The organism is Herbaspirillum sp. CF444 (assembly GCF_000282135.1).
Taxonomy (GTDB): domain Bacteria; phylum Pseudomonadota; class Gammaproteobacteria; order Burkholderiales; family Burkholderiaceae_D; genus Herbaspirillum.
On record NZ_AKJW01000016.1, the window covers coordinates 103,986 to 128,214 of the forward strand.

A 24,229-nucleotide genomic window follows, 5' to 3' on the forward strand; every position below is an offset into this window, starting at 1 on the left:
TTTAGATGAGATGCTGGGGAGGAACGACGCTGTCCGGCTGCGGCGGCTGGATTTGCGCCAGTTGCTGGGCTTCACGTTCTTTCTGCAGCGTCGAAACGGTTTTCTTGTGCCTGGAGGCTTCGCGACGATGACGGAACACGATCGGCGTCATGGCCAGCACGCCGAGAATGGCGCCGCCGACGAAGCAGACCAGCAACACGAGCACCAGCGGATCGGTGCGTTCATAGCCGAGGAAGAAATGCAGTGTGACTTCTTGCGTGTTTTTCAGCGCAAAGAAAAAGAAAAGAATAAACAGGATGGCCGCAATCAGTCTTGAAATTATCTTCATGGCGCTAATCCTTTTTGATGTATTGGCCGGCCTCGATGGCTTGGCGATAAGGTACAGCATGCTGCACGGGCGACCAAACGACAGGAAACACATCCAATCGGATCGCCAATACGGCAGAGTTGAAATTGTACGTGAAAAAAAACGGCATCCAAAGATGCCGTTTAATTTGTTAAGCGCTATTTACACTCCATACAACTTGATGCGCTCAACGGTCCCGCTTGCCCTGCAGCAGGCGCAACAACTTAGTCTTCCTTGATGGGTTGCCCCACCATGGCGTCGACACGCTCACGCAATTCCTTGCCGGGCTTGAAATGAGGTACGCGCTTTTCCGGCACCATCACTTTGTCGCCCGACTTGGGATTGCGACCGATGCGAGGCGGCCTGCGATTTAACGCAAAGCTGCCAAAACCACGGATCTCGATACGCTGGCCGGTTGCAAGTGCATCGACCATTGCATCGAGGATGGTTTTGACCGCGTAATCCGCATCCTTGGCGACAAGTTGCGGATAACGCTCGGCCAGGCGAGCGATCAGCTCAGACTTGGTCATTATGCTCGACTGATCAGTTCTTGTTGTCGAGCTTTGCCTTCAGCAGTGCACCCAGGCTGGTGGTGCCGGAAGCAGCGCTGGAGTCCGAAGACATCTTTTGCATTGCTTCTTGGGTCTCGGCATTGTCCTTTGCCTTGATCGACAATTGGATGCTGCGCGCCTTGCGGTCGATGTTGATGACCAGTGCTTCAACGCTGTCGCCGACCTTCAGGTGGGTACCCGCATCTTCAACGCGGTCGCGCGAGATTTCGGATGCACGCAGGTAGCCTTCGACTTCGTCGGACAACTGGATCACTGCGCCCTTAGGCTCGACCGACTTGACGGTACCGGTAACCAGTGCGCCCTTGTCGTTCATTGCAGCGAAGTTGTTGAACGGATCGCCTTCCAGTTGCTTGACGCCCAGGGAAACGCGCTCGCGCTCGACGTCGATTGCCAGAACGACGGCTTCCAGCTCGTCGCCCTTCTTGAAGCGGCGGACAGCTTCTTCGCCGGTTTCAGTCCAGGACAGGTCGGACAGGTGAACCAGGCCGTCGATGTTGCCGGTCAGGCCGATAAACACGCCGAAGTCGGTGATCGACTTGATGGCGCCCTTGACCTTGTCGCCCTTCTTGTGGCTGATCGCGAAATCATCCCAAGGATTCGGCTTGCATTGCTTCATGCCCAGGCTGATACGGCGACGCTCTTCGTCGATTTCCAGAACCATGACTTCAACTTCGTCGCCCAGCTGAACAACCTTGTTAGGCGCGACGTTCTTGTTGGTCCAGTCCATTTCGGAAACGTGCACCAGGCCTTCGATACCTTGCTCGACTTCGACGAATGCGCCGTAGTCTGTCAGGTTGGTGACCTTACCGAACAGGCGTGTGCCTTGCGGGTAACGACGGGACAGACCTGTCCATGGGTCGTCGCCCAGTTGCTTGACGCCCAGCGAAACGCGGTTCTTCTCTTGATCGTACTTGAGGACCTTGGCAGTGATCTCTTGACCGACTGTGAGCACTTCCGATGGGTGACGCACACGACGCCATGCCAGGTCGGTGATGTGCAGCAGGCCGTCGATGCCGCCCAGATCCACGAACGCGCCGTAGTCGGTGATGTTCTTGACGACACCGGTAACCACAGTGCCTTCTTTCAGGGTTTCCATCAGCTTTTGACGCTCTTCGCCCATCGATGCTTCGATGACGGCGCGACGCGACAACACGACGTTGTTGCGCTTGCGATCCAGCTTGATGACCTTGAATTCCAGGGTCTTGCCTTCGAAAGGCGTTGTATCCTTGACCGGACGTGTATCCACCAGCGAACCTGGCAGGAAGGCACGAATACCGTTGGTCAGAACGGTCAGACCGCCCTTGACCTTGCCATTGACAGTACCAACGACGATCTCGCCGGACTCCATCGCTTTTTCGAGCGAGAGCCACGATGCCAGACGCTTGGCCTTGTCGCGCGACAGGATAGTGTCGCCGAAACCGTTTTCCAGCGATTCGATCGCAACGGAGATGAAATCGCCGACGTTGACTTCGAGTTCGCCGTTGTCATTTTTGAATTCTTCGATAGGAATGAAGGCTTCGGACTTCAGACCGGCGTTGACGATAACGAAGTTATGGTCGAGGCGGACGACTTCAGCCGAAATGACTTCACCAGAACGCATGTCTTGACGTGACAGCGATTCTTCAAACAGCGCTGCAAATGCATCAGCGCCAGCGGCTCCAGGAGCCAGGACAGTAGTGGTAGACATAGATTTAAGAAAGGTGTTGGCCAGTATCCGGTCGCGATTCGCTTACGTCAGATTGCTCAGACTGCTAACGATGCACGCAAAGGGCGATGAATATTGGGTTTAGGTTTATCAACACTCGCCGGACTTTGCATCTGGCGAGCACCAATGGGCTACAAAAACAACAAATAAAACAACAACAAATGCTTATAACGCGCTTATAAAGCTGTATACCAACTGAGCACCTGCTTGACCGCCTCATCGGCTGTCATGTCGGATGTATCCAGTAGATATGCCCCTTCCGCCGGCTTGAGAGGCGCCGACGCACGATTCATATCCCGTGCGTCACGCTCCCTCAAATCCTTCGAGAGGTCTTCCATATTAGCAGGAAAACCCTTGTCAATCAATTGCTTATAGCGTCTTTGCGCCCTGGCTTCGACGCTGGCGGTCAAAAAGACCTTCAAGGGGGCATGCGGGAAGATCACCGTGCCCATGTCGCGGCCGTCGGCAACCAGTCCCGGTGCCTTGCGAAAACTGAGCTGCAAGCCATACAAGGCATGACGAACCGTTGCCAGAACGGCAATTTTCGAAGCCGTGTTGCCCACCTCTTCCGCCCGGATCGCCTGCGTGACGTCTTCATTGGCGAGAAAAATATGGCCGCCGTCGAAATGGCAATGCAAATGCTCCGCACTCTTGGCAAGGCCATGCTCATCATTCATGGCAACGCCGCGACGAATCGCGGACAAGGCCGTGAGCCGATACAAGGCCCCCGAGTCCAGGTAATGGAAGCCGAGATGCTGCGCTACTTTTTGCGCCACCGTACCTTTGCCCGAGGCAGTCGGGCCGTCGATGGCAATGACGGGAATAGTTGCCGCGTTCATGGGAATCCCCGCTTTTTAGTCAAAATTCTGCTCAATCAAATCAGTGTCTGTTCGGCAATATGCTGAAACACCCGGAAGTAATCCGGGAAAGTCTTGGCCACGCATTTCGGATCGTTGATGCGCACGCGCGTGCCTTGGCGCGCCGCGCCATCCAGGGATGCCAGGGAGAAACACATCGCCATGCGATGGTCGTCATAGGTATCGATGGTCGCGGGCGTCAGCTGCGCCGGCGGCGTCACGCTGAGGTAGTCGGCGCCCTCTTCCACGGTCGCGCCGAGCTTGCGCAGTTCGGTCGCCATGGCGGCCAGACGGTCGGTTTCCTTGACGCGCCAACTGGCGATATTGCGCAGGACGCTGGTGCCGTCGGCGTACAAGGCCGCCACCGCGATCGTCATGGCGGCGTCGGGGATGTGGTTGAAGTCGGTATCGATGGCTTTCAGCACGCCATTGGACGAGGCCTCGATCCAGTTGTCGCCCATGGTGATGGTCGCGCCCATCTGGCGCAGCGACTCGACGAAACGCACGTCGCCCTGGATGCTGTCCTTGCCGACGCCTTCCACCCTGATCGGTCCGCCGGCAATCGCACCGGCCGCCAGGAAGTAGGACGCGGAAGAAGCGTCGCCTTCGACGTGGATGACGTCCGGACTTTGATAGTGCTGTCCGGCCGCAACCGTGAACGATTGCCAGCCGTCGCGCTGCACTTCGATGCCGAAACGACGCATCAGGTTCAGGGTGATTTCGATGTAAGGCTTGGAAATCAGCTCGCCGACGACTTCGATCGTCATCGGCTCGCTCTTCGCCATCAAGGGCGCAGCCATGAGCAGCGCCGTAAGGAATTGGCTCGACACATTACCGCGCACCTTCATGCGATGTGCGTTGAGCATGCCGCGGCGGATATGCAACGGCGGATAGCCGGCGTTGCCGGTGTATTCGATCTGCATGCCGACGTCGTTCAGGGCATCGACCAGATCGCCGATCGGACGCTCGTGCATGCGCGCCACGCCGTGCAAGGTGTAGTCGCCGCCGATGACCGCCAGCGCCGCCGTCAGCGGGCGAATCGCCGTACCGGCATTGCCCATGAATAAATCCGCCTGATGCACCGGCAACGCGCCGTCCACGCCATGCACGATGTAATCCTGCGTGCCGTCGACCTGCTCCCATTTGACGCCAAGCTGCTGCAAGGCCATCAGCATCACCAGCGTATCGTCGGAGGCCAGCAGATCCATGATTTTCGTCGTACCGCGCGACAAGGCCGCCAACAGAAGGATGCGGTTGGAGATGCTCTTGGAGCCCGGCAACTTGACCGTACCTTGTACGTGGGCGACAGGCGCCAGATCGATGTGATGTGGATAGGAGGCTTGCTTCATCGGAATTCGTTGCTCACAAGGTTAATAGCGAATTAATAACGGACTGACAGCGGAAGTACTTCGGGCCGGCAATGGCGGCAAATACTGTTGACAAGCAGCTTAGTCGCCGCCCTCTTTGCTTTGCCGCTCGGCCGTTTCGATGGCTACAGACCAATTGTGCCGTGCCTGCTGGGCATTTGCGTAAATTTTTTCCAGGCCCTCGCTGTCGCGCTCGACCAGCATCTTGCGCATGCGGATCAGTTGGACCAGATACGCGTCGAGCTCGTGCAGCAAGGCCGCGCGATTGGCGAGCGAAATATCGCGCCACATTTCCGGCGAAGAACCCGCAATGCGCGTGAAGTCGCGGAAACCGCTGGCGGCGTATTGAAACAGGACAGGCGCGTGCGGCTTCGACGCGATGTCGTCCACCAGCGCATACGCCAGCAAGTGCGGCAAATGACTGACCGACGCAAAGACGGCGTCATGCTCTTGCGGAGTCAGGCGATGAATGAGCGCCCCGCAGGCCTGCCAGGATTGCGCCACGCGGTCGATGTCCTGCTCGGTGTTTTCCGGCAAGGAAGTGATCACCGTTTTCTTGCCCACGTACAGATCCGCCAAGGCCGCGTCCGGACCGTTTTGCTCGCGACCTGCAATCGGATGTCCCGGCACGAATTGCGCGATCTTGTCGCCCAATGCTTCGCGCGCGGCGGCAACCACGTCGGCCTTGGTGCTGCCGGCATCCGTCACGACGGTGCCCGGTTGCAGATGTGGCGCGATGCTTGCCAGAATCGCACCGGTCTGTGCGACCGGCGCCGCCAGCATGATCAGATCCGCACCTTGCACGGCATCGGCAACATTGGTGCTGAGCTCATCGATGATGCCCAGTTCCTTTGCACGCAACAGCGATGTTTCGCTACGGCCGACACCGACCACATGTTCTGCGGCACCGGCCTTTTTCAAGGCCAGTGCGAACGAACCGCCGATCAGGCCGACGCCAAAGACAACAATTTTCTTCACTATGCTCAGCCTTCAGCCCAGAACGACTTTCAATGCGTCGATGAACGCAGCGTTTTCTTCGGGCAGGCCGATGGTGATGCGCAGCCATTGCGGCAAGCCGTAGTTGCCGACCGGGCGCACGATGATGCCCTTCTTCAGCAAGGCCAGGTTGACGCGCGCACCGGCGCCGTCGTCATCCCCCACCTTGACCAGCACGAAGTTGCCGTACGACGGTACATACTTCAGGCCGAGCACGTCGAACGCGGCGATCAGTTGCCGGTAGCCCTGCGCATTGATCTCGGCGCTCTTTTGCAGGAATGCCTTGTCGTTGAGCGCAGCGACCGCGGCTGCTTGCGCCAGCGAATTGACGTTGAACGGTTGGCGGATGCGATTGAGCAAATCGGTCACGCCCGGCTGCGCAATCGCAAAGCCGACGCGCAAACCGGCCAGGCCATAAGCCTTGGACATGGTGCGCGAGACGATCAGGTTCGGATAGGTGCGCACCCAGTCGGTCGACTCGTATTGCAGATCGGCCGACAAATACTCGTTGTAGGCCTCGTCGATCACCACCACCACGTGTTGCGGCACAGCCTTGAGGAAGGCATCCAGCTCCGCCGGCGGCAAGAAGGTGCCGGTCGGGTTGTTCGGATTGGCGATATAGATCAGGCGCGTGTCGTCGGCGATGGCAGCCGCCATGGCTGACAAGTCGTGGCCGAAATCCCTGGCCTTGACTTCAATCGCGCGCGCACCGACCGCTTGCGTCGCCAGCGCATAGACCAAGAAGCCGTATTGCGCGTAGACCACCGATTGCTTCGGCTGCACGAAGGCATGCGCCGCCAGCTCCAGGATGTCGTTGCTGCCGTTGCCGAGCGTGATCCAGTCTTGCGGGACGTTGTACTTGGCGCTGATGGCCGCCTTCAGGTCGAAGCCGTTGGCATCGGGATAGCGGCCGATATCGGCGACCGCCTTCTGCATGGCCAGCCTGGCCGACTCAGGCATGCCCAACGGGTTTTCGTTGGATGCCAGTTTGATGATCTTGCTTTCTTCCAGGCCGAATTCACGCGCGACTTCGGCGATCGGTTTGCCTGCCTGGTACGGCGCGAGCGCGCGCACATATTCCGGACCAAATTGTGTGGACATAATGAACCTTAGTATGACTTAAACGGTGAAAGGATAGGAGCCCAGCAGCTTGAAGAAAGCAGCGTTCTCTTTTAATTCGGCCAGCGCCTTGGCGACTTTTTCGTCTTGTTCGTGACCTTCGAGATCGACGTAAAAATAGTATTCCCACGCCCCCATGCGCGCCGGGCGCGACTCGAAGCGCGTCATCGACACGCCGTGCCTGGCCAACGGCGCCAGCAAGTTGTAGACGGCGCCGGCCTTGTTCGGCACCGACAGTACGATGGAGGTCTGATCGCGTCCCGACGGCGCCGTTTGCAGGCGGCCGATGACGGCAAAACGGGTGCGGTTGTGCGGATCGTCCTGGATATGCGCGTTGACGGTTTGCAGGCTGTACTTCTGCCCCGCAATTTCGCCGGCGATGGCGGCCACGGTGATATCTTCACCAGCCATGCGCGCAGCTTCGGCATTCGACGCCACGGCCTGACGCTCGATGGTCGGATAGTTCTGATTCAGCCACGCGTTGCATTGCGCCAGCGCCTGCGAGTGCGCGCAGATGCGCGTGATGCCTTGCATGCCGCCATTTTTGGTCATCAGGCTGTGATGCACGGGAATCGAAATCTCGCCGCTGATGCGCAACGTGGTTTGCAGCAACAGATCCAGCGTCCGGTTGATCACGCCTTCGGAAGAATTCTCGATCGGCACCACGCCGAAATCGGCAGTGCCGGCTTCAGCGTCGCGGAATACTTCGTCAATCGAAACGCAGGGCAAACCCTCGACCGCATGACCGAACTGCTGGTACACGGCTTGTTCGCTGAAGGTGCCTTCCGGGCCGAGATAAGCAACCACGACGCGCTTTTCCAGCGCGCGACAAGCCGACATGACTTCCCGGAAAATGGTCTGGATATCGGTACCGAGCAGCGGACCGGGATTGCGCTCGGCAGCCTTGCGCAGCACCTGGGCTTCACGCTCGGGGCGAAACACCGGCGCGTTGGTCTCGGCCTTGACGTGGCCGACTTCCTGCGCAACGCGGGCGCGCTGGTTCAGCAAATCGAGAATTTGCGCATCGATGGCGTCGATCTTCTGACGCAGGGGCAAGAGTTTATCGTCACTCATCATGGTCTTTCTTATTACGCGTTTGCCTCATCAAGAGGCTATTGCAAAGCAAAGCTGGCCAGGCGCAGCATCGCAGACAGTGCGTCAGCACGGCAAGACGTTGCAACGACGCCAGATTTGTTTTGCAGCGGCCTCTTAGCCGTGAGTTTGTTCGAAGTCGCGGAGATACGCCACCAGCGCCTCAACACCTTCTATCGGCATCGCGTTGTAGATCGATGCGCGCATGCCGCCGACCGACTTGTGGCCTTTCAGCTGCAGCAGACCGCGCTCTTTGGCGCCGGTCAGGAATGTCTCGTTCAGTGCGTCGTCATGCAGGAAAAACGGCGCGTTCATGCGCGAGCGGCAATCCCTGGCAATGCGGGTTGTATAAAATTCGGTGCTATCCAGATAGTTGTACAGCAAGTCCGCCTTGGCGATGTTGCGGCGCTCCATCTCGACCACGCCGCCCTGGCGCTTGAGCCACTGGAACACCAGGCCGGCGATGTAAATCGCGTAGGTCGGCGGCGTGTTGTACATGGAATCGTTGTCGGCCACGATCTTCCAGTCGAACGCGGAAGGGCAAATCGGCAAGGCATGGCCCAGCAGGTCTTCGCGCACGATGACGATGGTCAGGCCGGCCGGACCGATGTTCTTTTGCGCGCCGCCGTAGATGACGCCGTACTTGGAGACATCCACCGCGCGCGACAGAATGTGCGACGACATGTCCGCCACGATAGGCGCATTGTCGGTGTCGGCAGCGACGTCCGGCGTGAACTGGTACTCGACGCCGTCGATGGTCTCGTTGGTGCACAGGTGAACGTAGGCGGCGTTGCGCGACAGCTTCCACGACTCGCGCGCAGGAATGCTGGCGAATTTCTCAGCCTCTGACGATGCGGCGACGTTGACCTCGCAATAGCGGCGCGCTTCCTTGATCGACTTGGTCGACCACGAACCGGTGTTGACGTAATCGGCAACGCCGGTTTTGCCGCGCAGCGCCGCCAGATTCATCGGAATGATGGCGTTCTCGGCGATGGCGCCGCCTTGCAAAAACAGGATCTTGTAATTGGAGGGAACCGCAAACAGCTCGCGCATATCGCGCAATGCTGCTTCGATGATCGACATGTATTCCTTGCCGCGATGACTCATTTCCATCACGGACATGCCGCTGCCGTGCCAGTCCAGCATTTCGTCAGCAGCTTGCTGCAACACTTCTTTCGGCAATACGGCCGGGCCAGCGGAAAAATTGTAGACCATGATCCAGGGTAAAAATAAAGAAAAGACCAAGCAACGATACAAGAATACGAGCAGGAAGGACAGGAACAGAAGACCGAACAAACAGGCAGAACAAGCTGGCGAAACAAATAAACAAACGCAGCAGGATGAAAATGACCGGCCATCAGCCGGTCATTTTCTGTTCAGCCCGGCTTATTCCGCAGGTGCGTCGCCTTCGCCGGCGGCAGCTGCATCACCGCCTTCGGCATCAACTGCACCTTCGACGTCGTCTTCGGCCTTGTCTTCTTCGGCATCAGACTCAACCACACGCTGCAGACCGCTCAGCTTGGTGCCGTCTTCCACTGCGATCAGCGTCACGCCTTGTGTCGCACGACCCATTTCGCGGATTTCCGCGACACGGGTACGGATCAGCACGCCGCCGGTGGTGATCAGCATGATTTCATCGCTGGCTTCCACCAATGTCGCAGCAACAACCTTGCCGTTGCGCTCGCTGGTCTGGATCGCGATCATGCCCTTGGTGCCGCGACCGTGACGGGTGTATTCCGTGATCGGCGTACGTTTGCCGAAGCCGTTTTCGGTTGCCGTCAGGACGGATTGCTGTTCGTTCTCAGCGACCAGCAAGGCAATGACTTGCTGACCATCTTCCAGGTTCATGCCGCGCACGCCGCGTGCCGTACGGCCCATCGGACGCACATCGTTTTCGTCGAAGCGCACTGCCTTGCCGGAGTCGGAGAACAGCATGACGTCGTGCTGACCGTCAGTCAGCGCAGCGCCGATCAGGAAGTCGCCTTCGTCGAGGTCGACCGCGATGATGCCGGCCTTGCGCGGATTGCTGAAGTCGGACAGCGGCGTCTTCTTGACGGTGCCGAGGCTGGTCGACATGAAGACGTAACGGTCTTCAGGGAAAGTACGGTTCTCGCCGGAGACCGGCAGGATGACCGTGATCTTTTCACCATCTTGCAGCGGGAACATGTTGACGATCGGCTTGCCGCGCGAATTGCGCGAGCCTTGCGGCACTTCCCATACCTTCAGCCAGTACATGCGACCGCGGTTGGAGAAGCACAGGATGTAATCGTGCGTGTTGGCGATGAACAGCTGATCGATCCAGTCGTCATCCTTGGTCGCCATGGCTTGCTTGCCGCGGCCGCCGCGTTTTTGCGCGCGGTATTCGGAGACCGGTTGCGACTTCATGTAGCCGGTGTGCGACAAGGTCACGACCAGGTCTTGCGGCGTGATCAGGTCTTCGGTGCCGAGGTCGGTGGCGTTGAGTTCGATGGTCGAACGACGCTCGTCCTTGGCGCCGATGCCGAAGTCGTTCTTGGCGGCGTTCAGTTCGTCGGTGATGATGGCAGTAACGCGAGCCGGCTTGGACAGAATGTCCAGCAAGTCGGCGATCTGCTCCATGACTTCCTTGTACTCGTTGACGATCTTGTCCTGCTCCAGACCGGTCAGACGTTGCAGACGCATTTGCAGGATTTCCTGCGCCTGGTCGTCGGACAGCTTGTACAGGCCGTCGTTTTGGATACCGTAGTGCGTCGGCAGATTTTCCGGACGGAAGGCATTGATGCCGCCGGTGTTTTCTGCGCCGGTGCGCGCCAGCATCTCGCGCACCATGGACGAATCCCAGGCGCGCGCCATCAGTTCGGTCTTCGCGACCGGCGGCGTCGGCGCCGCGCGGATGATCGCGATGAAGTCGTCGATGTTGGCCAGCGCAACGGCCAGACCTTCCAGCACGTGACCACGTTCGCGCGCCTTGCGCAGTTCGAAAATGGTGCGGCGGGTAACGACTTCGCGGCGATGCGACAGGAAGCACTCCAGCATCTGCTTCAGGTTCAGCAGCTTGGGCTGACGATCCACCAGCGCCACCATGTTCATGCCGAAGGTGTCTTGCAGCTGGGTCTGCTTGTACAGATTGTTCAGCACGACCTCGGGCACTTCGCCGCGCTTGAGTTCGATGACGACGCGCATGCCGGACTTGTCGGACTCGTCGCGCAGGTCGGAAATGCCGTCCAGCTTCTTGTCGCGCACCAGTTCTGCGATACGTTCCAGCAAGGCCTTCTTGTTGACCTGATACGGCAGCTCGTCGACGATGATCGCGGTACGGCCTTCACGACCGAATTCCTCGAAGTGCGTCTTGGCGCGCATGACCACGCGACCGCGACCGGTGCGATAACCATCGCGCACGCCGGAGACGCCATAGATGATGCCGCCCGTCGGGAAGTCCGGAGCAGGAATCAGCTCGATCAGTTCATCCACCGTGCAATTGGCGTTCGACAACACGTGCAGCGCGCCGTTGATGACTTCGGTGATGTTGTGCGGAGGAATGTTGGTCGCCATGCCCACCGCGATACCGGACGAACCGTTAATCAACAGATTGGGGATGCGAGTCGGCAGGACGGAAGGTTCTTTTTCCTTGCCGTCGTAGTTGGGGTCGAAATCGACGGTTTCTTTTTCGATGTCGGCCAGCAGCTCGTTGGCGATCTTGTCGAGGCGGCACTCGGTATAACGCATCGCCGCGGCGCCGTCGCCGTCGATCGAACCAAAGTTGCCCTGGCCGTCGACCAGCATGTAACGCAGCGAAAAGTCCTGCGCCATGCGCACCAGCGTGTCGTAAATAGAAGCGTCGCCGTGCGGGTGGTATTTACCCATGACTTCACCGACCACACGCGCACACTTCACGAACGGGCGGTTCCAGACGTTGTTCATCTCGTGCATGGCAAACAGCACGCGGCGATGCACCGGCTTCAGGCCGTCGCGCACGTCCGGCAGAGCACGGCCCACGATCACGCTCATGGCGTAGTCGAGGTAGCTCTTGCGCATCTCTTCTTCAAGGGAAATGGGGATGGTTTCTTTGGCGAATTGATCCATTGGCAAGTCGGAAGGTATTGATCTTGGTTGGTAAATCAGACCCGCAACGGCATGACTAAAACGTCCATAACGCGTCCATAGCGGGTAGCGACTTTAAACCAAGCATTCTAGCACGCCGAGCCTTGTTGCCACGGGTTTTAGCTATGGGGCAATATGCAGCCGCCGGCATAAACAATTGCAGCCATGGCGGCAATTATGATTAAAATGCGAGCCTTCCCCGGGAAATTGCAAATTCAAGGCAACAGGCTTTTTTGCCGCGAAGCAAAGCCGGCATATCCAAGGAGTCTTTTGGACTATCTTCAGCATCATTCGCCTCGCACCAGTCTCAACATACTAATTAATATGTCCTATAAATTTACCGCCGGATTCCTGCTTTGCCTTTTCGCCACCATCGCTGGCGCACAGAATCTCACCAACATCCCCGCCACGCCTGCTTCGTCCGCGTACAACCAGGACAATCAAGGCAATATTGCACGCAGCCAATACGGCCTGTGCTGGCGTACCGGCTACTGGACGCCCTCCGACTCGGTTACCGGCTGCGACGGAGAATTGTCGCCGCCCGTCGCCAACCCGATTGCACCGGCGCTGGTGAACAATCCGGCTGCGATCGCTTCCACCGATCACGCCGCGACTACCGCTGCAACGAATTGCAATTTCGCAGTCACCTTGGGCGGCGACCGGATTTTCGGTTTTGGCATGACTGGTTTAAATAGCGCAGCCACCAGCATTCTCGACCAGGAAGTCGTCGAAAAGCTGAAGGCTTGCTATCAAATTGACAACATCCTCGTCACCGGCCACGCCGATCGCCTGGGCACGCAGAAACATAATCAGGAAATTTCACTCAAACGAGCAGAAGCCGTTGCCACATTTCTGAAAAGCAAACATGTGTCCGCACCAATCAAGACAGCTGGCGCCGGCAACGCCGAGTCGGTCAGCAACTGCCCGGACAGGCTTGCCGGCAAGAAATTAACAAGTTGCCTATCACCTGACAGGCGCGTGGTTATTTCTGTGCAAGGGCATGAAAAATAAGGTTTTTTACGCAAAAACTGACTTTTTTGGCAACTCACACAGCGCCTTCATAGAGGTAAACGTCTTGTTACCAAAAAACAACAGAGTGCTAAAAACGTTGATTGGACTATTTGGCAACGTTCGCCGATTGCACCAGCCTGTGGCAGAATGGCGACTAAGTTCATTGCACGGTCCCCTGCAAAGGGACGTGTGACGACCTGAACACATGATATTATTCGTTTTTTTGATGTCGTAATTTTGTAGCGCAGTTTATCTGCGGATATCTCACCCGAGAGGAGAAACATGAACAAATTAGCAAAACTCGTCTTCGCTGCTGCGTCCGCAGCCATCGCTCTGTCTGCGACTGCACAGGAAATCAAGGACATTAAAGTTCGTCCGAACAGCCTGTACCTGCAAGACGGTCGTGACGTTGTAACCCGCAGCGGCTTCGGTCTGTGCTGGCAAACTGCGTTTGTTAACGGTCCTTGCGAAGAAGCACCTGCTCCAGTTGCTGCAGCTGCGGCTCCTGCTGCCGCTGCTCCTGCTGCGGCTCCTGCTGCTGCACCGACATCGGAAAAAGTCACCTACGCTGCTGACGCATTCTTCGACTTCGACAAGGCAGTCCTGAAGCCAGCTGGCAAGGCTAAACTGGACGAGTTGGTTGCTAACCTGAACGGCCTGAACCTGGAAGTTATCATCGCCGTTGGCCACACTGACTCCGTCGGTTCGGTTGCTTACAACCAAAAACTGTCCGTCCGCCGCGCTGAATCGGTCAAGGCATACCTGGTTTCCAAGGGTGTCGAAGCCAACCGCGTCTACACTGAAGGCAAGGGCAAATCGCAACCAGTCGCAGACAACAAGACTGCAGCTGGCCGCGCCAAGAACCGCCGCGTTGAAATCGAAGTTGTTGGTACACGTAACAAGTAATTACCAGCAAGCGATTTTCAATCGAAAAAACCCCGCTTCGGCGGGGTTTTTTTATGGAAATTTGTTTTGTGCCGGACAGCAAGCCGATTGCTTCGGCTATCATTCACCCTATGAATGCCGATCCTCTAGAACTGCAAAAATTTAGCGATCTCGCCCATCGTTGGTGGGATCCCACTTCCGAATTTCGTCCCTTGCATGAAATCAACCCGCTTCGCCTGGAATGGATCAACGCCCGAGCGGCGCTGTCGGGCAAGAATGTGGTCGATATCGGCTGCGGCGGAGGCATCCTTGCCGAATCCATGGCGCGCAAAGGCGCCAAAGTCACCGGCATCGACCTCTCCGAAAAAGCGTTGAAGGTTGCCGACCTGCACGGCATGGAATCCGGCGTCCAGGTCCGCTACGAGAAAATTGCCGCCGAAGAACTCGCTGTGCGCGAAGCCGGACAATTCGACGTCGTGACCTGCATGGAAATGCTGGAACACGTTCCCGATCCGGCTTCCATCGTACGCGCCTGCTCCACCCTCGCCAAACCGGGCGGCCACGTGTTCTTTTCCACCTTGAACCGCAATCCGAAAGCGTATCTGTTCGCCATTCTGGGCGCGGAATACTTGCTGCGCATGCTGCCCAAAGGCACGCACGATTACGCCAAGTTCATCACGCCGGCCGAACTGGCGCGCTTCATCCGCGAAGCGGATCTGGAACTCGACGGCATCAAAGGACTTTCCTACAATCCTTTGACCAAACTGTATTCGATCAATCAGGACACCAGCGTCAACTACATGGTGGCTTGCCGCAAGCCGCTATAGTCACACCAACCGCTGGCAGATACGTGGCCCCGATCAACCGGGCCACGTCCACACAACAACATCAGAAATCCACAATGCCTCTGAAGAAGCCACGCGCCATCCTGTTCGACCTCGATGGCACACTCGCCGATACCGCCCCGGACCTCGCTGAAGCAGTCAATGCATTGCGCGCGGATCGCGGCCTGGAACCGACACCTTACGCATTGCTGCGCCCCGTCGCATCGGCTGGCGCGCGCGGCCTTATCGGCGCCGCCTTCGGCATCAAGCCCGACGACGCGGCCTACGAGGAATTGCGCGTCAGTTTCCTGAACCGCTACGAAGCGAATCTGGTGGTCAAAAGCAAACTGTTCGACGGCATCCCCGATCTGCTGAAACAGCTGGAAGCACAAGGTCTGGCCTGGGGCATCGTCACCAACAAGGCGTCCCGCTTTACCGATCCGCTGGTGCCGCAAATCGGCCTGGGTCACGCCGGCTGCGTCGTCTCCGGCGACACGACTCCGCACACAAAACCACATCCGGCGCCGCTACTGGAAGCCGCGAGCCGCCTGCAACTGCCGGCGGATGACTGCTGGTACGTCGGCGACGACCTGCGCGACATCCAGGCCGGGCGTGCGGCCGGCATGCAGACCATCGCCGCGGCATGGGGCTATTGCGGCCACGCCGAACCGGCATCGTGGGAAGCCGATGCGCTGTTGCATGACCCGCTGCACCTGCTTGACCTGATCAAGTCATAATCACGGTAATCGCGCTAATCGCATTAGTCGCATCATTGCACTGTCGCCGGAAGAAAGACCCCATCCAACTTCCGGCCATATCAAAATACATTGAAGGCGTTTGCCTGCCGCGAGCGCACTTCTTCACGAGGAAACGATCATGGCGAATCATCCCCGTCCTGCCTGGCAACTGCGCACACTGCGCTGGTCCGCATACACACTCACCGTTCTGCTGTTGCTCGCATTGATCAGTTGGCTGGCGCTTCCCTCCCTGGTCAAGAAAATTGCCGCCGAACAGACCCAGGCAAAAATCGGGCGCAAGCTCGACATCGGCGAGGTCAGCTTCAACCCGTTCATCCTGGCCTTGCGCGTCCACGACGTTACGCTCTACGAACCCGATCAGAAAACCGCCGCGTTCAGCGCCAAGGAACTTGTCGTCAATGCCTCCGCCACTTCCCTGCCGCGGCTGGCCGCCATCCTCGACGAAGTCAAACTGGTCGAGCCCAAAGTCCATATCGTCCGCCTGAGCGACGAAGGCATCGGCCGCTACAACTTTTCCGACATCATCGACCGCATTCTCGCCATGCCGAAAAGCGAAGGACAAACCTTCTTCTCGCTGGCCAACCTGCAACTGCAGAACGGCGCCGTCCTGTTCGACGACAAGGTCACCGGCAAGACCATCGACATCCGCACACTCAACATCGGCGTGCCGTTCGTGTCGAACCTGCCGCGCAACGTGGACACTTTCGTCCAGCCCATCCTGTCGATGACCGTCAACGGCACGCCGTTTTCGCTCAAGGGACGCAGCAAACCTTTCGCCAGCTCGCTCGATACGACATTGGCCATCGACATCGACAAGCTGGACCTGGCCAGCTATGTCCCCTTCGTCCCGGTTGCCTTGCCCGTCAAACTGGAAAGCGCCAAGCTCACCACGCAACTGGACCTCACCTTCAGCCGCGACAAGGAGAAGCCTCAGATCGCCCTCGATGGCGACGTGACGCTGGCCGATATCTCGGTGCAAGAAAAAAATGCGGCGCAATTGCTGAAAGCCGGTTCGGTTACGGCAAAAATCAACAAGCTCGACCTCGTCAAGCTCAGCGGCATCATCGATCAGATCACCATCGACAAGCCTGAAATCTGGGCGGACATGAACAGCAAGGGCGAAATCAACTGGACGCGCATCGGCAAGAACAACACCAGGCCCGTCGCGGCAAAGAAAGCGGCAAACCCCGGCAGCATCAAACCGGTCGCAGCTGCAGTTGCAACGCCATCAACTCCTGCAACTGCGGACGCCAAAGCCCCTCCCGCGACACCCGCCATCACCATCCGTAAACTGATGGTGCGCGACGGTAGCGCCAAATGGTCGGACGATGCCAATGCTTCGCCACGACAAATTGTGCAATTGGACAAGATCACCATCGACGCAGAAGAAGTCTCCACCGTCGCCGATGCCAAACCAGCCAAAGTCGCCTTGTCGCTCACGGAAAACGGCCATGGCGAAATCGGCTTCACTGGCGAACTCGCACCGCTCAAAGGCAACGTCAGCGGCAACGCGACATTGAAATCGGTTCAGCTGAGCGGCTATCAGAATTACCTCAATCGCGCCCTCAACGGCGCACTCAGCGGCAAGGTCTCTGGCCAGACCGACGTGCAAATCGCCGGCGGCCAGATCAAACTCGGCAAACTGGGCATTGAAGTCAGCGACCTGAAGCTGTCATCCAAAGCCAAATCCGCCGCGAGCGTCATCGGCGCCAAGACCATCGCACTGGATAATGCATCGATCGATCTGCAGGCACATAAAGCAGAGGCCGATGCGTTCCGCATCGTCGGGCTGAACGGTGACCTGCGACGCGATGCCAAGGGTGTACTGAACCTGCAGGATTTGATCGCCACTTCCGCCAAACCGGCTACATCGACCAAGACGGAGACGCCTCTCAAAACCGCAACACCCGGCCCCGCCGCCTCAAACGCTACGGCCTGGCAAGCGAAACTGCATAGTCTCGCCATCACCGACGGCACCATCGCTTATGAAGACGGCGGCACTACACCGGCACAAAAACTGCGCGCCGAAGGCATCAACCTGAAGATCGACAATCTCTCCAGCCAACTGGATCAGACCACGAAGATTTCGCTGCAAACCAGACTGAACAAGAACGGCAAGCTCAACCTCACCGGGCAGGCGGCACCTCAGCTGAAGACCGTCGACCTCGCGCTGGATGCGCAGAACTTGCCTATCGCGCCATTCCAGACCTACTTCACCGAGTACCTGAACGTCACGCTCGCCAGCGGCACGCTGAGCACCAAAGGCAAGCTTGCGCTGACGCCGCCTCTCAACAAGCAAACGCTGGCGCTGCAATACAACGGCTCGGCCAGCCTGAACAACTTCCGCGTCCTCGACAAGCTGACCTCCAGCGACTTCCTGCGCTGGAGAACGCTGAACCTGCAAGGCATCAACGCCAAGGTAGGCGGCAAACCGGTCGTCTCGCTGGAAAAGATCGCCCTCTCCGATTTCTACGCGCGCGCCATCCTGTCCGATCAAGGCAAACTGAATCTGCAAGACATCATCGTCTCCAAGGACCAACCGGCCAGCTCCGTCACCACGCCGGCGAGCACCGACGGCAAAGCGTCGACCACCGTCGCCAAGACCACCACCTCGACCGCCCCGGTGACACCGGCTGCGCCCGATCCGAATGCGCCGGTGATCCGCATCGGCCAGACGGTTCTGCAAGGCGGCAACATCAATTTCACCGACAACTTCGTCAAACCCAACTACACCGCCAACATGACCGGCATGGGCGGCACCATCGGCAGCATCGCGTCCGACAAGCCGGCGCCGGCCACCATCGACTTGCGCGGCAAGATCGACAACGACGCGCCGCTGCAAATTTCCGGCTCGCTCAATCCCTTGTTCAAACCGATGTTCCTCGACGTCAAAGCCAGCGCCAACGGTGTTCAATTGCCGCGCCTGACGCCCTACTCGGCCAAGTACGCCGGCTACCCGATCACCAAGGGCAAGCTGTCGATGGACGTGCAATACAAGATTGAAAACGACAAACTGGTCGCACAGAACGACGTACGCATCGAGCAGTTGACATTCGGCGACCACGTCGACGGCCCCAACGTCACCAAGCTACCGGTGATGCTGGCCGTCTCCCTGCTCAAGGACCGCGACGGCACCATCAATCTCAACCTGCCGATTTCCGGTTCGCTGTCCGATCCGCAATTCTCGATCGGCGGCATCATCATGCGCGTCTTCGTCAACCTGATCGTCAAGGCCGTGACCTCGCCGTTCGCCCTGATCAACTCGATGTTCGGCGGCGGCAGCGCCGGCGAACTCAGCTACATCGAATTCGAACCCGGCTCCTCGGAACTGACCGACGACATCCGCAAGAAACTCGACACCCTCGGCTATGCACTGCATCAGCGCCCTGCCCTGAAGATCGACGTCATGGGACGCGCCGATCCGGCCGTCGACGACACCGGCCTGCGCCAGGAACTGCTGAACAGAAAGATGCGCGCCCTCAAGCGCAAGGACATCATCGAAAAAGAAGGCCAGCCATCCGGCAAGGACCTTGAAATCAACGACACAGAGCGCGCCAAGTACATGGAAAGAGTCTACAAAGACGAGAAGTTCAAGAAACCGCGCAACATGGTCGGCCTCACCAAATCGCTGCCGCCCGACGAGATGCAGAAATTGATCGTCGACAACACCACGATCACCGAAGACGACCTGCGCAACCTGGCCCAGCGTCGCGCCGACCTGGTCCGCAACTACCTGCAAGATCAGAGCATCATCTCGGCCGACCGGATCTTCCTGATTGCTCCGAAGCTCAACGCCGACGGCATCAAGGACAAGGGCAAAACCAGCCGCGTCGAACTGACTCTGCAACAATAAAGCAAAGAACCTGGTACTGATGCAAGGGCCGGTCCTTGATAACCCGGCAAGCCGCCCCCATACTGAGTTATAATACAAGTCTGCATGGGGCCGACTTGGTTTCGACGTGGGTTGCAAAGCAGCGCAGGGCATACCGAGGCCTGACTACCTCGTAAATACAATCAGACAAGATATAACTGCAAACGATAACTCGTACGCACAAGCGGCTTAATACCCGCTTGCTCTACACTACTTCTTCCTTGGGGTAGGCTGGTAAAACAGCAGTAGAGTCATTTACAAGGAATCGCTTTGAATCGGGTCACTTGGTTCGAGGCTAAATTTAAGGTGACTCGCCTTAACGCAGCGTGCGCGTCCGCGTCGTTCGGGTTAAATCAAATGGCAGCGCTAAGTATGTAGAACTGTCTGTAGAGTGCTTGCGGACGCGGGTTCGATTCCCGCCGGCTCCACCACCAATACAAAAGGTCACCCTCCGGGTGGCCTTTTTTATTGGTGTTGCGCCAGAGAGAAGCGAATTCGCGTCCGGCACGGACGCGGGGCGAGTCCGGGGTTGCGCGAAGCACTGCTTCGTGCCGGACGAGCCAGTTGGGCTTGCAAGCCCAACTGCGGGAGATTCCCTATGGCCACAACTTCACAGCTAATTTAAAAAACCACCCGAGGGTGGCCTTTTTTATTGGTGTTGCGCCAGAGAGAAGCGAATCCGAGTCCGGGGTTGCGCGAAGCACTGCTTCGCGCCGGACGAGCCAGTTGGGCTTGCAAGCCCAACTGCGGGAGATTCTCTTTATGCATCGACCGCCGTCACCAACGCAATGGACAACAACAGCCCAAGTTAAATCCAATCACTCACTCTCCACCAACAACCCATTCATCGCATCCCGCATCATGATCGACGCCAGCGACGCATGATCATTCTTCACCACGTCAAGATCATGCAAGCCATATCCAGGAAGCATCAGCTGTTTGATGTAAGCACAATCGCTATCGCAGGTATAACGCACCCTCCCTGTTTTCTTCTGCACTTCCAGCGTGTACTCGCCATGCACCTTGCCGCGATAGCGGACCATGACGCGCGGCCTGGCGTCGAGGACCGTGGCTTCGTTTAAATCTTCGTAGACATATTCGCCATCGGCCGCGCTGACGTAATGCGGCTGCAACGGCACCGAGGGTACGGGTTGAGGCGCAGCAGAAACAAGGAACAGATGATTACCGTGATTCGGTTCCGACATCAATTTCTGCACCTGTACCAATGCTGCTTGTACCTGTTCCGGCGTCACCGCTTGCGCCACGCTATCGGGCGCTACATTGGATGCGGATGCCGGCAAAGATTTCAACGTACCCGGCGGCGCACTGACGCCTGACAGTTCCGCATCCAGTGCAAGCTGACGCTGCCGATACCAGTCGAGCAAACACTCGCGCGTCTGGCAGTTCTTTTCACGCCAGCGCCAGAAACCGTCCGAGCGCACCGCGAACTCGCGGCGGTCGGAGGCTTTCGCCTTGGCCTGCTTATACGTTTTCCCCAGTTGATCATCCAGGTGGGAAAGCTCGGCATCGCCGCAAATAATCCTCTCCGTTACTGAACCAGCCTTGCTGCAGTTGAAACTGGCACCGAATGCGGAAGTTGCAAAGCCGCTTGCGAGCAAAGACGCCAGCAGCAATCGTCGCCGCCAATCCGGGACTCCGAAGGCAATGCGATGACGGGTACCGACCAAGGAAAGCGGCGCAATGACCGATGCGAAGAAGCGTTGTCTCTGGTTCATGATCTCGTGTGCGTGTCTGAGATGGAGGAAGCCGAAGGATGGCATTGACGCATAGACGGCAAAATCGAAATGAAGCAGGCTTTCCCGCCAAAATCTTTACAAATACCGGGTAACATTTACGTCCGTTACAAGCCGTTTCAAATTGCTGCCATTCCTTTACGGACTTGTTGAATTCGCCCCGCATCGATCTCTTCAACGCGCAGCGACACGGATCATCTCAACATCAACCATGCCGGGTTCGGACATGCCTTCAGAAAAGCAAAGCACCATACGAGAACTGCCGTTCAAACCGCCGTTTGACTGGGAGCGGTTGTTGCGCTTTTTCGGCGGACGTTCAACCGCCGGCGTGGAGGCGGTGGAGAACGGCGTCTATCTGCGCGCCATCGAATGGCATGGCGACATCGGCACGCTGGCGGTCTCCCGCCACCCGCAAGACAATGTCCTGGTCGCCGTACTGGAGGGCAAGGTCAGTCGCCACGCAGACGAACTGGTGGCGCCGTTAAGCCGCATGTTCGGCCTGGATGCCGATCCGAAACCGATCCGTAGACACCTTGCCGCAGATCCATGGCTGGCGCCGCTGCTTAAAGCGGCTCCCGGATTGCGCCTGCCCGGCGCCTGGTCTGCATTTGAACTGATCGTGCGCACGATCGTCGGCCAACAGGTCAGCGTCAAGGCGGCAACCACCATCGTCGGACGACTGGTGGAGCGCGCCGGTGAACGTATCGAACGGCATCCGCATGAAGCAACGTCATGGCGCTTTCCTACTCCGCATGCCCTGGCGGCGGCGGACCTCACTGCCATCGGCATGCCGGGAAAACGCGTCGCCGCCCTGCAAGGTTTTGCGCATGCGGTAGCGATCGGCGATGTACCGGTCGATGCGCCCGACGTCGATCTTGCCGATCGTCGCAAAGCGCTATTGGCCTTGCCCGGCATCGGACCATGGACGGTCGAATATGTCGCCATGCGCGCGTGGCGCGATGCCGATGCATGGCCGGCGTCGGATCTGGTGCTCATGCAAGCGATCGCCGGCCGCGATCCTGCCTTGCTCAAACTCGCCCATCAACGCGCCCGGGCCGAAGCCTGGCGGCCGTGGCGTGCTTATGTCGCGATGCATCTGTGGAATGAAATTGCCGACCGCTCAGGAAGCGCCCGGGGTGGTTGACGTTCTGACAATGCAGCAGGCGATTCCCCCCGCCAGAATAATGCCCCTGCCTCCACCACCCATGGCGGACGAATTGTGTAACCGTCTGCAACCGATATGCTATTTGTCGCGCCCGACGCCGCCAACGGAATATAATGGCGCACATCTTTTGCACTACACCTTAGGCCATGAGCTCCGAATTTCACCAACTCTCAGAGAAAGTCGCGCAACTTGCCGCCCTGACTCAGTCATTGCGCCGCGAAAACGCCGACCTGCGTCTTAACGTCTCCGCCCTGACTACCGAGAATGCGGAATTGTCGCAACGCATGGATGAAGCCCATCAACGCGTCGAAGCCTTGCTGGAAAAACTGCCGGCCGCAACGCCGGCAACACCAACAACACCGGCGATCAATGAAGAGGAGACGGCATGATTCAGCTCAACGTGACAATCATGGGCCACTCCTACACGCTGGCATGCAAGGAAGGTGAAGAAGCGACGCTGCAGCAAGCCGTTGCTTACCTGGACGAAAAGATGTGCGTCATCCGCGACGCCGGCAAGATCAAGGGCAACGATCGTATCGCGGTCATGGCCGCGCTCGGCATTGCCGCCGAATTGCTGTCGACGCAACCGGGCGACGGACCATTTGCCGGCCTGACGGTAGCAGAATGGAAGCAAAGCATCGCCGCCATGCATACGGTGTTGGATGAAGCGCTGGCGCCGCAAGAAAATTTATTCTGAGAATATTTTTAGCGCATTTCTCGCGCGCCATTTCTAAATATTGATCTGCAAGAAACTCATGCCATGCGTCTCGCAGGCGATTCATTGCGCATCGAAATTACGGATCGCGCATGAGAAATTTTTCGCTGCTTCTCTCTGTAAAAATACCTCATATTTTTTACGCAAACACTTTGACAAGAATCGCGAATAGAGTAGACTTAAGTCTCCTGCCGTGTTCGCGAATGCTTATATTCCTTGAACCATTTATGCGCACAGGCTGTGGGATTTTGTTTGGTGGGCGTGAGCGTCGCTAGTCCGATGAACCCGAAATTAAACTAACTGCAGCCAACTTGAACCGTTTGGTTCAGGATGCCGGCATAGCGGCACAGGCGGGACTAGATTCAGGAAAAAGCGACTGTAGAAATACGGTCGCTTTTTTTATGCGAAAACGCTTTGCGAGATCCTGTGCCTCATCAACCTGCATGCAGCTGGCGATGCCGGCGCATTGCAAGTTACGACGCAGCGACGCATCAATCGCCGCGCTTCTTGGCCGCAGCTTTACGCTCCTGGCCCACTTCGGCAATCGCGTCCTGAAACTCGGTGACGTCTTCAAAGCTTTTGTAGACCGAGGCAAAGCGAATGTAGGCAATCTTGTCGAGGCGCTTCAATTCACGCATGACCAGTTCGCCAACCTGGCCCGAGACGACTTCGCGGGCGCCGCTCGACAACAATTTTTCCTGAATGCTCTGAATCGCGCCATCAACCGCTTCAGCCGATACCGGACGTTTGCGCAAGGCCAGCATCAGACTGGCGCGCAGCTTGGAAGGATCGAATTCGCTGCGACTGCCGTTCTTCTTGACGATGACGGGCATCGTCAGCTCAATGCGCTCATAGGTCGTGAACCGCTTGTCGCAATTGGCGCAACGACGACGACGACGAATCGCGTCGCCCTCTTCCGAGAGTCGCGTATCCAGCACCGGCGTGTCGTCATGATTGCAGAAGGGACATTTCATAGAGGCGAGTAGAAGCTGACTGCTGGTTAAACCGGAGACCATCTTACTGCGCCTGCGGCCTTCATCTTTGTAATATCGACGAAGATGAAGGCCGCAGGATGAAACAAGAACTTTACTGCATTGCTGCCGGCAGGACTG

The 24,229-nt window shown here is 57.9% G+C and carries 20 protein-coding genes and 2 other RNA genes; 10 read left to right on the forward strand and 12 right to left on the reverse strand.

What is annotated here, in order from left to right:
* Position 1: 1 nt before the first annotated feature.
* From PMI16_RS03175 to gyrA, 10 genes are all read right to left on the reverse strand, one after another.
* Positions 2 to 328: a LapA family protein gene (locus PMI16_RS03175; RefSeq protein WP_007876339.1), complete on the reverse strand. Its 327-nt coding sequence runs from the start codon at positions 326 to 328 to the stop codon at positions 2 to 4.
* A 242-nt stretch (positions 329 to 570) separates the two neighbouring features.
* On the reverse strand, positions 571 to 876 hold the full coding sequence (locus PMI16_RS03180; protein ID WP_007876341.1) for an integration host factor subunit beta: 306 nt from the start codon (positions 874 to 876) through the stop codon (positions 571 to 573).
* Between the two features lie 13 nt (positions 877 to 889).
* A complete protein-coding gene (gene rpsA, locus PMI16_RS03185) occupies positions 890 to 2,605 on the reverse strand; it encodes a 30S ribosomal protein S1 (protein WP_081493360.1) in 1,716 nt (571 codons plus the stop codon).
* Between the two features lie 194 nt (positions 2,606 to 2,799).
* Entirely contained in the window at positions 2,800 to 3,462 is a 663-nt protein-coding gene (gene cmk, locus PMI16_RS03190) for a (d)CMP kinase (RefSeq protein WP_007876344.1), read from the reverse strand.
* Positions 3,463 to 3,497: 35 nt separating this feature from the next.
* A complete protein-coding gene (aroA, locus tag PMI16_RS03195; protein WP_007876346.1) occupies positions 3,498 to 4,829 on the reverse strand; it encodes a 3-phosphoshikimate 1-carboxyvinyltransferase in 1,332 nt (443 codons plus the stop codon).
* 99 nt (positions 4,830 to 4,928) lie between these two features.
* Positions 4,929 to 5,825, reverse strand: a complete 897-nt coding sequence (locus PMI16_RS03200; RefSeq protein WP_007876348.1) for a prephenate dehydrogenase — start codon at positions 5,823 to 5,825, stop codon at positions 4,929 to 4,931.
* A 12-nt stretch (positions 5,826 to 5,837) separates the two neighbouring features.
* Positions 5,838 to 6,944 (reverse strand): histidinol-phosphate transaminase, encoded by a 1,107-nt coding sequence (gene hisC / locus PMI16_RS03205; RefSeq protein ID WP_007876350.1) that lies wholly within the window; start codon positions 6,942 to 6,944, stop codon positions 5,838 to 5,840.
* Between the two features lie 18 nt (positions 6,945 to 6,962).
* Positions 6,963 to 8,036, reverse strand: a complete 1,074-nt coding sequence (gene pheA, locus PMI16_RS03210; RefSeq protein WP_193365712.1) for a prephenate dehydratase — start codon at positions 8,034 to 8,036, stop codon at positions 6,963 to 6,965.
* Between the two features lie 135 nt (positions 8,037 to 8,171).
* On the reverse strand, positions 8,172 to 9,269 hold the full coding sequence (serC, locus tag PMI16_RS03215; RefSeq protein WP_007876353.1) for a 3-phosphoserine/phosphohydroxythreonine transaminase: 1,098 nt from the start codon (positions 9,267 to 9,269) through the stop codon (positions 8,172 to 8,174).
* Between the two features lie 171 nt (positions 9,270 to 9,440).
* Complete coding sequence (gene gyrA / locus PMI16_RS03220; protein ID WP_007876354.1) at positions 9,441 to 12,116, reverse strand: DNA gyrase subunit A; 2,676 nt, start codon at positions 12,114 to 12,116, stop codon at positions 9,441 to 9,443.
* 183 nt (positions 12,117 to 12,299) lie between these two features.
* On the opposite strand from gyrA, the gene PMI16_RS03225 reads away from it, so the two are divergent.
* The 6 genes from PMI16_RS03225 to ssrA all read left to right on the forward strand — a co-directional run bounded on the left by PMI16_RS03225 (position 12,300) and on the right by ssrA (position 19,914).
* A complete protein-coding gene (locus tag PMI16_RS03225) occupies positions 12,300 to 13,145 on the forward strand; it encodes an OmpA family protein (protein WP_237719771.1) in 846 nt (281 codons plus the stop codon).
* Between the two features lie 282 nt (positions 13,146 to 13,427).
* The gene (gene ompA, locus PMI16_RS03230; RefSeq protein WP_007876356.1) at positions 13,428 to 14,051 is read left to right on the forward strand and encodes an outer membrane protein OmpA; all 624 of its coding nucleotides are present in this window, start codon (positions 13,428 to 13,430) and stop codon (positions 14,049 to 14,051) included.
* Between the two features lie 110 nt (positions 14,052 to 14,161).
* The gene (gene ubiG / locus PMI16_RS03235) at positions 14,162 to 14,857 is read left to right on the forward strand and encodes a bifunctional 2-polyprenyl-6-hydroxyphenol methylase/3-demethylubiquinol 3-O-methyltransferase UbiG (protein ID WP_034379015.1); all 696 of its coding nucleotides are present in this window, start codon (positions 14,162 to 14,164) and stop codon (positions 14,855 to 14,857) included.
* Between the two features lie 74 nt (positions 14,858 to 14,931).
* Complete coding sequence (locus PMI16_RS03240; protein ID WP_007876358.1) at positions 14,932 to 15,591, forward strand: HAD family hydrolase; 660 nt, start codon at positions 14,932 to 14,934, stop codon at positions 15,589 to 15,591.
* A gap of 139 nt (positions 15,592 to 15,730) precedes the next feature.
* The gene (locus tag PMI16_RS03245; protein WP_007876359.1) at positions 15,731 to 19,465 is read left to right on the forward strand and encodes a DUF748 domain-containing protein; all 3,735 of its coding nucleotides are present in this window, start codon (positions 15,731 to 15,733) and stop codon (positions 19,463 to 19,465) included.
* Positions 19,466 to 19,551: 86 nt separating this feature from the next.
* Positions 19,552 to 19,914: a transfer-messenger RNA gene (gene ssrA / locus PMI16_RS25155) on the forward strand.
* A gap of 387 nt (positions 19,915 to 20,301) precedes the next feature.
* On the opposite strand, the gene PMI16_RS03250 is transcribed toward ssrA, so the two are convergent.
* Positions 20,302 to 21,219, reverse strand: a complete 918-nt coding sequence (locus tag PMI16_RS03250; protein ID WP_051994570.1) for a lysozyme inhibitor LprI family protein — start codon at positions 21,217 to 21,219, stop codon at positions 20,302 to 20,304.
* A 244-nt stretch (positions 21,220 to 21,463) separates the two neighbouring features.
* On the opposite strand from PMI16_RS03250, the gene PMI16_RS03255 reads away from it, so the two are divergent.
* The 4 genes from PMI16_RS03255 to ssrS all read left to right on the forward strand — a co-directional run bounded on the left by PMI16_RS03255 (position 21,464) and on the right by ssrS (position 23,478).
* The gene (locus tag PMI16_RS03255; RefSeq protein ID WP_034379041.1) at positions 21,464 to 22,381 is read left to right on the forward strand and encodes a DNA-3-methyladenine glycosylase family protein; all 918 of its coding nucleotides are present in this window, start codon (positions 21,464 to 21,466) and stop codon (positions 22,379 to 22,381) included.
* Positions 22,382 to 22,548: 167 nt separating this feature from the next.
* Complete coding sequence (locus tag PMI16_RS03260; protein ID WP_007876367.1) at positions 22,549 to 22,791, forward strand: hypothetical protein; 243 nt, start codon at positions 22,549 to 22,551, stop codon at positions 22,789 to 22,791.
* Positions 22,788 to 23,099, forward strand: coding sequence for a cell division protein ZapA (locus tag PMI16_RS03265; protein ID WP_007876368.1), 312 nt, complete (start codon positions 22,788 to 22,790; stop codon positions 23,097 to 23,099). Before PMI16_RS03260 ends, PMI16_RS03265 begins: the two co-directional genes overlap by 4 nt.
* 200 nt (positions 23,100 to 23,299) lie before the next feature.
* Positions 23,300 to 23,478, forward strand: a non-coding RNA gene (gene ssrS / locus PMI16_RS25160) — 6S RNA.
* 130 nt (positions 23,479 to 23,608) lie between these two features.
* Here the strand turns inward: ssrS and nrdR are convergent.
* On the reverse strand, positions 23,609 to 24,091 hold the full coding sequence (gene nrdR / locus PMI16_RS03270) for a transcriptional regulator NrdR (protein ID WP_034379017.1): 483 nt from the start codon (positions 24,089 to 24,091) through the stop codon (positions 23,609 to 23,611).
* Between the last annotated feature and the right edge of the window lie 138 nt (positions 24,092 to 24,229).

What these genes read in the sequence shown, in the direction of transcription:
- cmk (WP_007876344.1), bottom strand. Translation starts at nt 3,462, where the DNA reads ATGAACGCGGCAACTATTCCCGTCATTGCCATCGACGGCCCGACTGCC.
- rpsA (WP_081493360.1), bottom strand. Translation starts at nt 2,605, where the DNA reads ATGTCTACCACTACTGTCCTGGCTCCTGGAGCCGCTGGCGCTGATGCA.
- PMI16_RS03265 (WP_007876368.1), top strand. Translation starts at nt 22,788, where the DNA reads ATGATTCAGCTCAACGTGACAATCATGGGCCACTCCTACACGCTGGCA.
- pheA (WP_193365712.1), bottom strand. Translation starts at nt 8,036, where the DNA reads ATGAGTGACGATAAACTCTTGCCCCTGCGTCAGAAGATCGACGCCATC.
- PMI16_RS03260 (WP_007876367.1), top strand. Translation starts at nt 22,549, where the DNA reads ATGAGCTCCGAATTTCACCAACTCTCAGAGAAAGTCGCGCAACTTGCC.
- ompA (WP_007876356.1), top strand. Translation starts at nt 13,428, where the DNA reads ATGAACAAATTAGCAAAACTCGTCTTCGCTGCTGCGTCCGCAGCCATC.
- nrdR (WP_034379017.1), bottom strand. Translation starts at nt 24,091, where the DNA reads ATGAAATGTCCCTTCTGCAATCATGACGACACGCCGGTGCTGGATACG.
- PMI16_RS03245 (WP_007876359.1), top strand. Translation starts at nt 15,731, where the DNA reads ATGGCGAATCATCCCCGTCCTGCCTGGCAACTGCGCACACTGCGCTGG.
- aroA (WP_007876346.1), bottom strand. Translation starts at nt 4,829, where the DNA reads ATGAAGCAAGCCTCCTATCCACATCACATCGATCTGGCGCCTGTCGCC.
- gyrA (WP_007876354.1), bottom strand. Translation starts at nt 12,116, where the DNA reads ATGGATCAATTCGCCAAAGAAACCATCCCCATTTCCCTTGAAGAAGAG.
- PMI16_RS03180 (WP_007876341.1), bottom strand. Translation starts at nt 876, where the DNA reads ATGACCAAGTCTGAGCTGATCGCTCGCCTGGCCGAGCGTTATCCGCAA.
- hisC (WP_007876350.1), bottom strand. Translation starts at nt 6,944, where the DNA reads ATGTCCACACAATTTGGTCCGGAATATGTGCGCGCGCTCGCGCCGTAC.
- ubiG (WP_034379015.1), top strand. Translation starts at nt 14,162, where the DNA reads ATGAATGCCGATCCTCTAGAACTGCAAAAATTTAGCGATCTCGCCCAT.
- PMI16_RS03255 (WP_034379041.1), top strand. Translation starts at nt 21,464, where the DNA reads ATGCCTTCAGAAAAGCAAAGCACCATACGAGAACTGCCGTTCAAACCG.
- PMI16_RS03250 (WP_051994570.1), bottom strand. Translation starts at nt 21,219, where the DNA reads ATGAACCAGAGACAACGCTTCTTCGCATCGGTCATTGCGCCGCTTTCC.
- PMI16_RS03240 (WP_007876358.1), top strand. Translation starts at nt 14,932, where the DNA reads ATGCCTCTGAAGAAGCCACGCGCCATCCTGTTCGACCTCGATGGCACA.
- PMI16_RS03225 (WP_237719771.1), top strand. Translation starts at nt 12,300, where the DNA reads ATGGCGGCAATTATGATTAAAATGCGAGCCTTCCCCGGGAAATTGCAA.
- PMI16_RS03175 (WP_007876339.1), bottom strand. Translation starts at nt 328, where the DNA reads ATGAAGATAATTTCAAGACTGATTGCGGCCATCCTGTTTATTCTTTTC.
- serC (WP_007876353.1), bottom strand. Translation starts at nt 9,269, where the DNA reads ATGGTCTACAATTTTTCCGCTGGCCCGGCCGTATTGCCGAAAGAAGTG.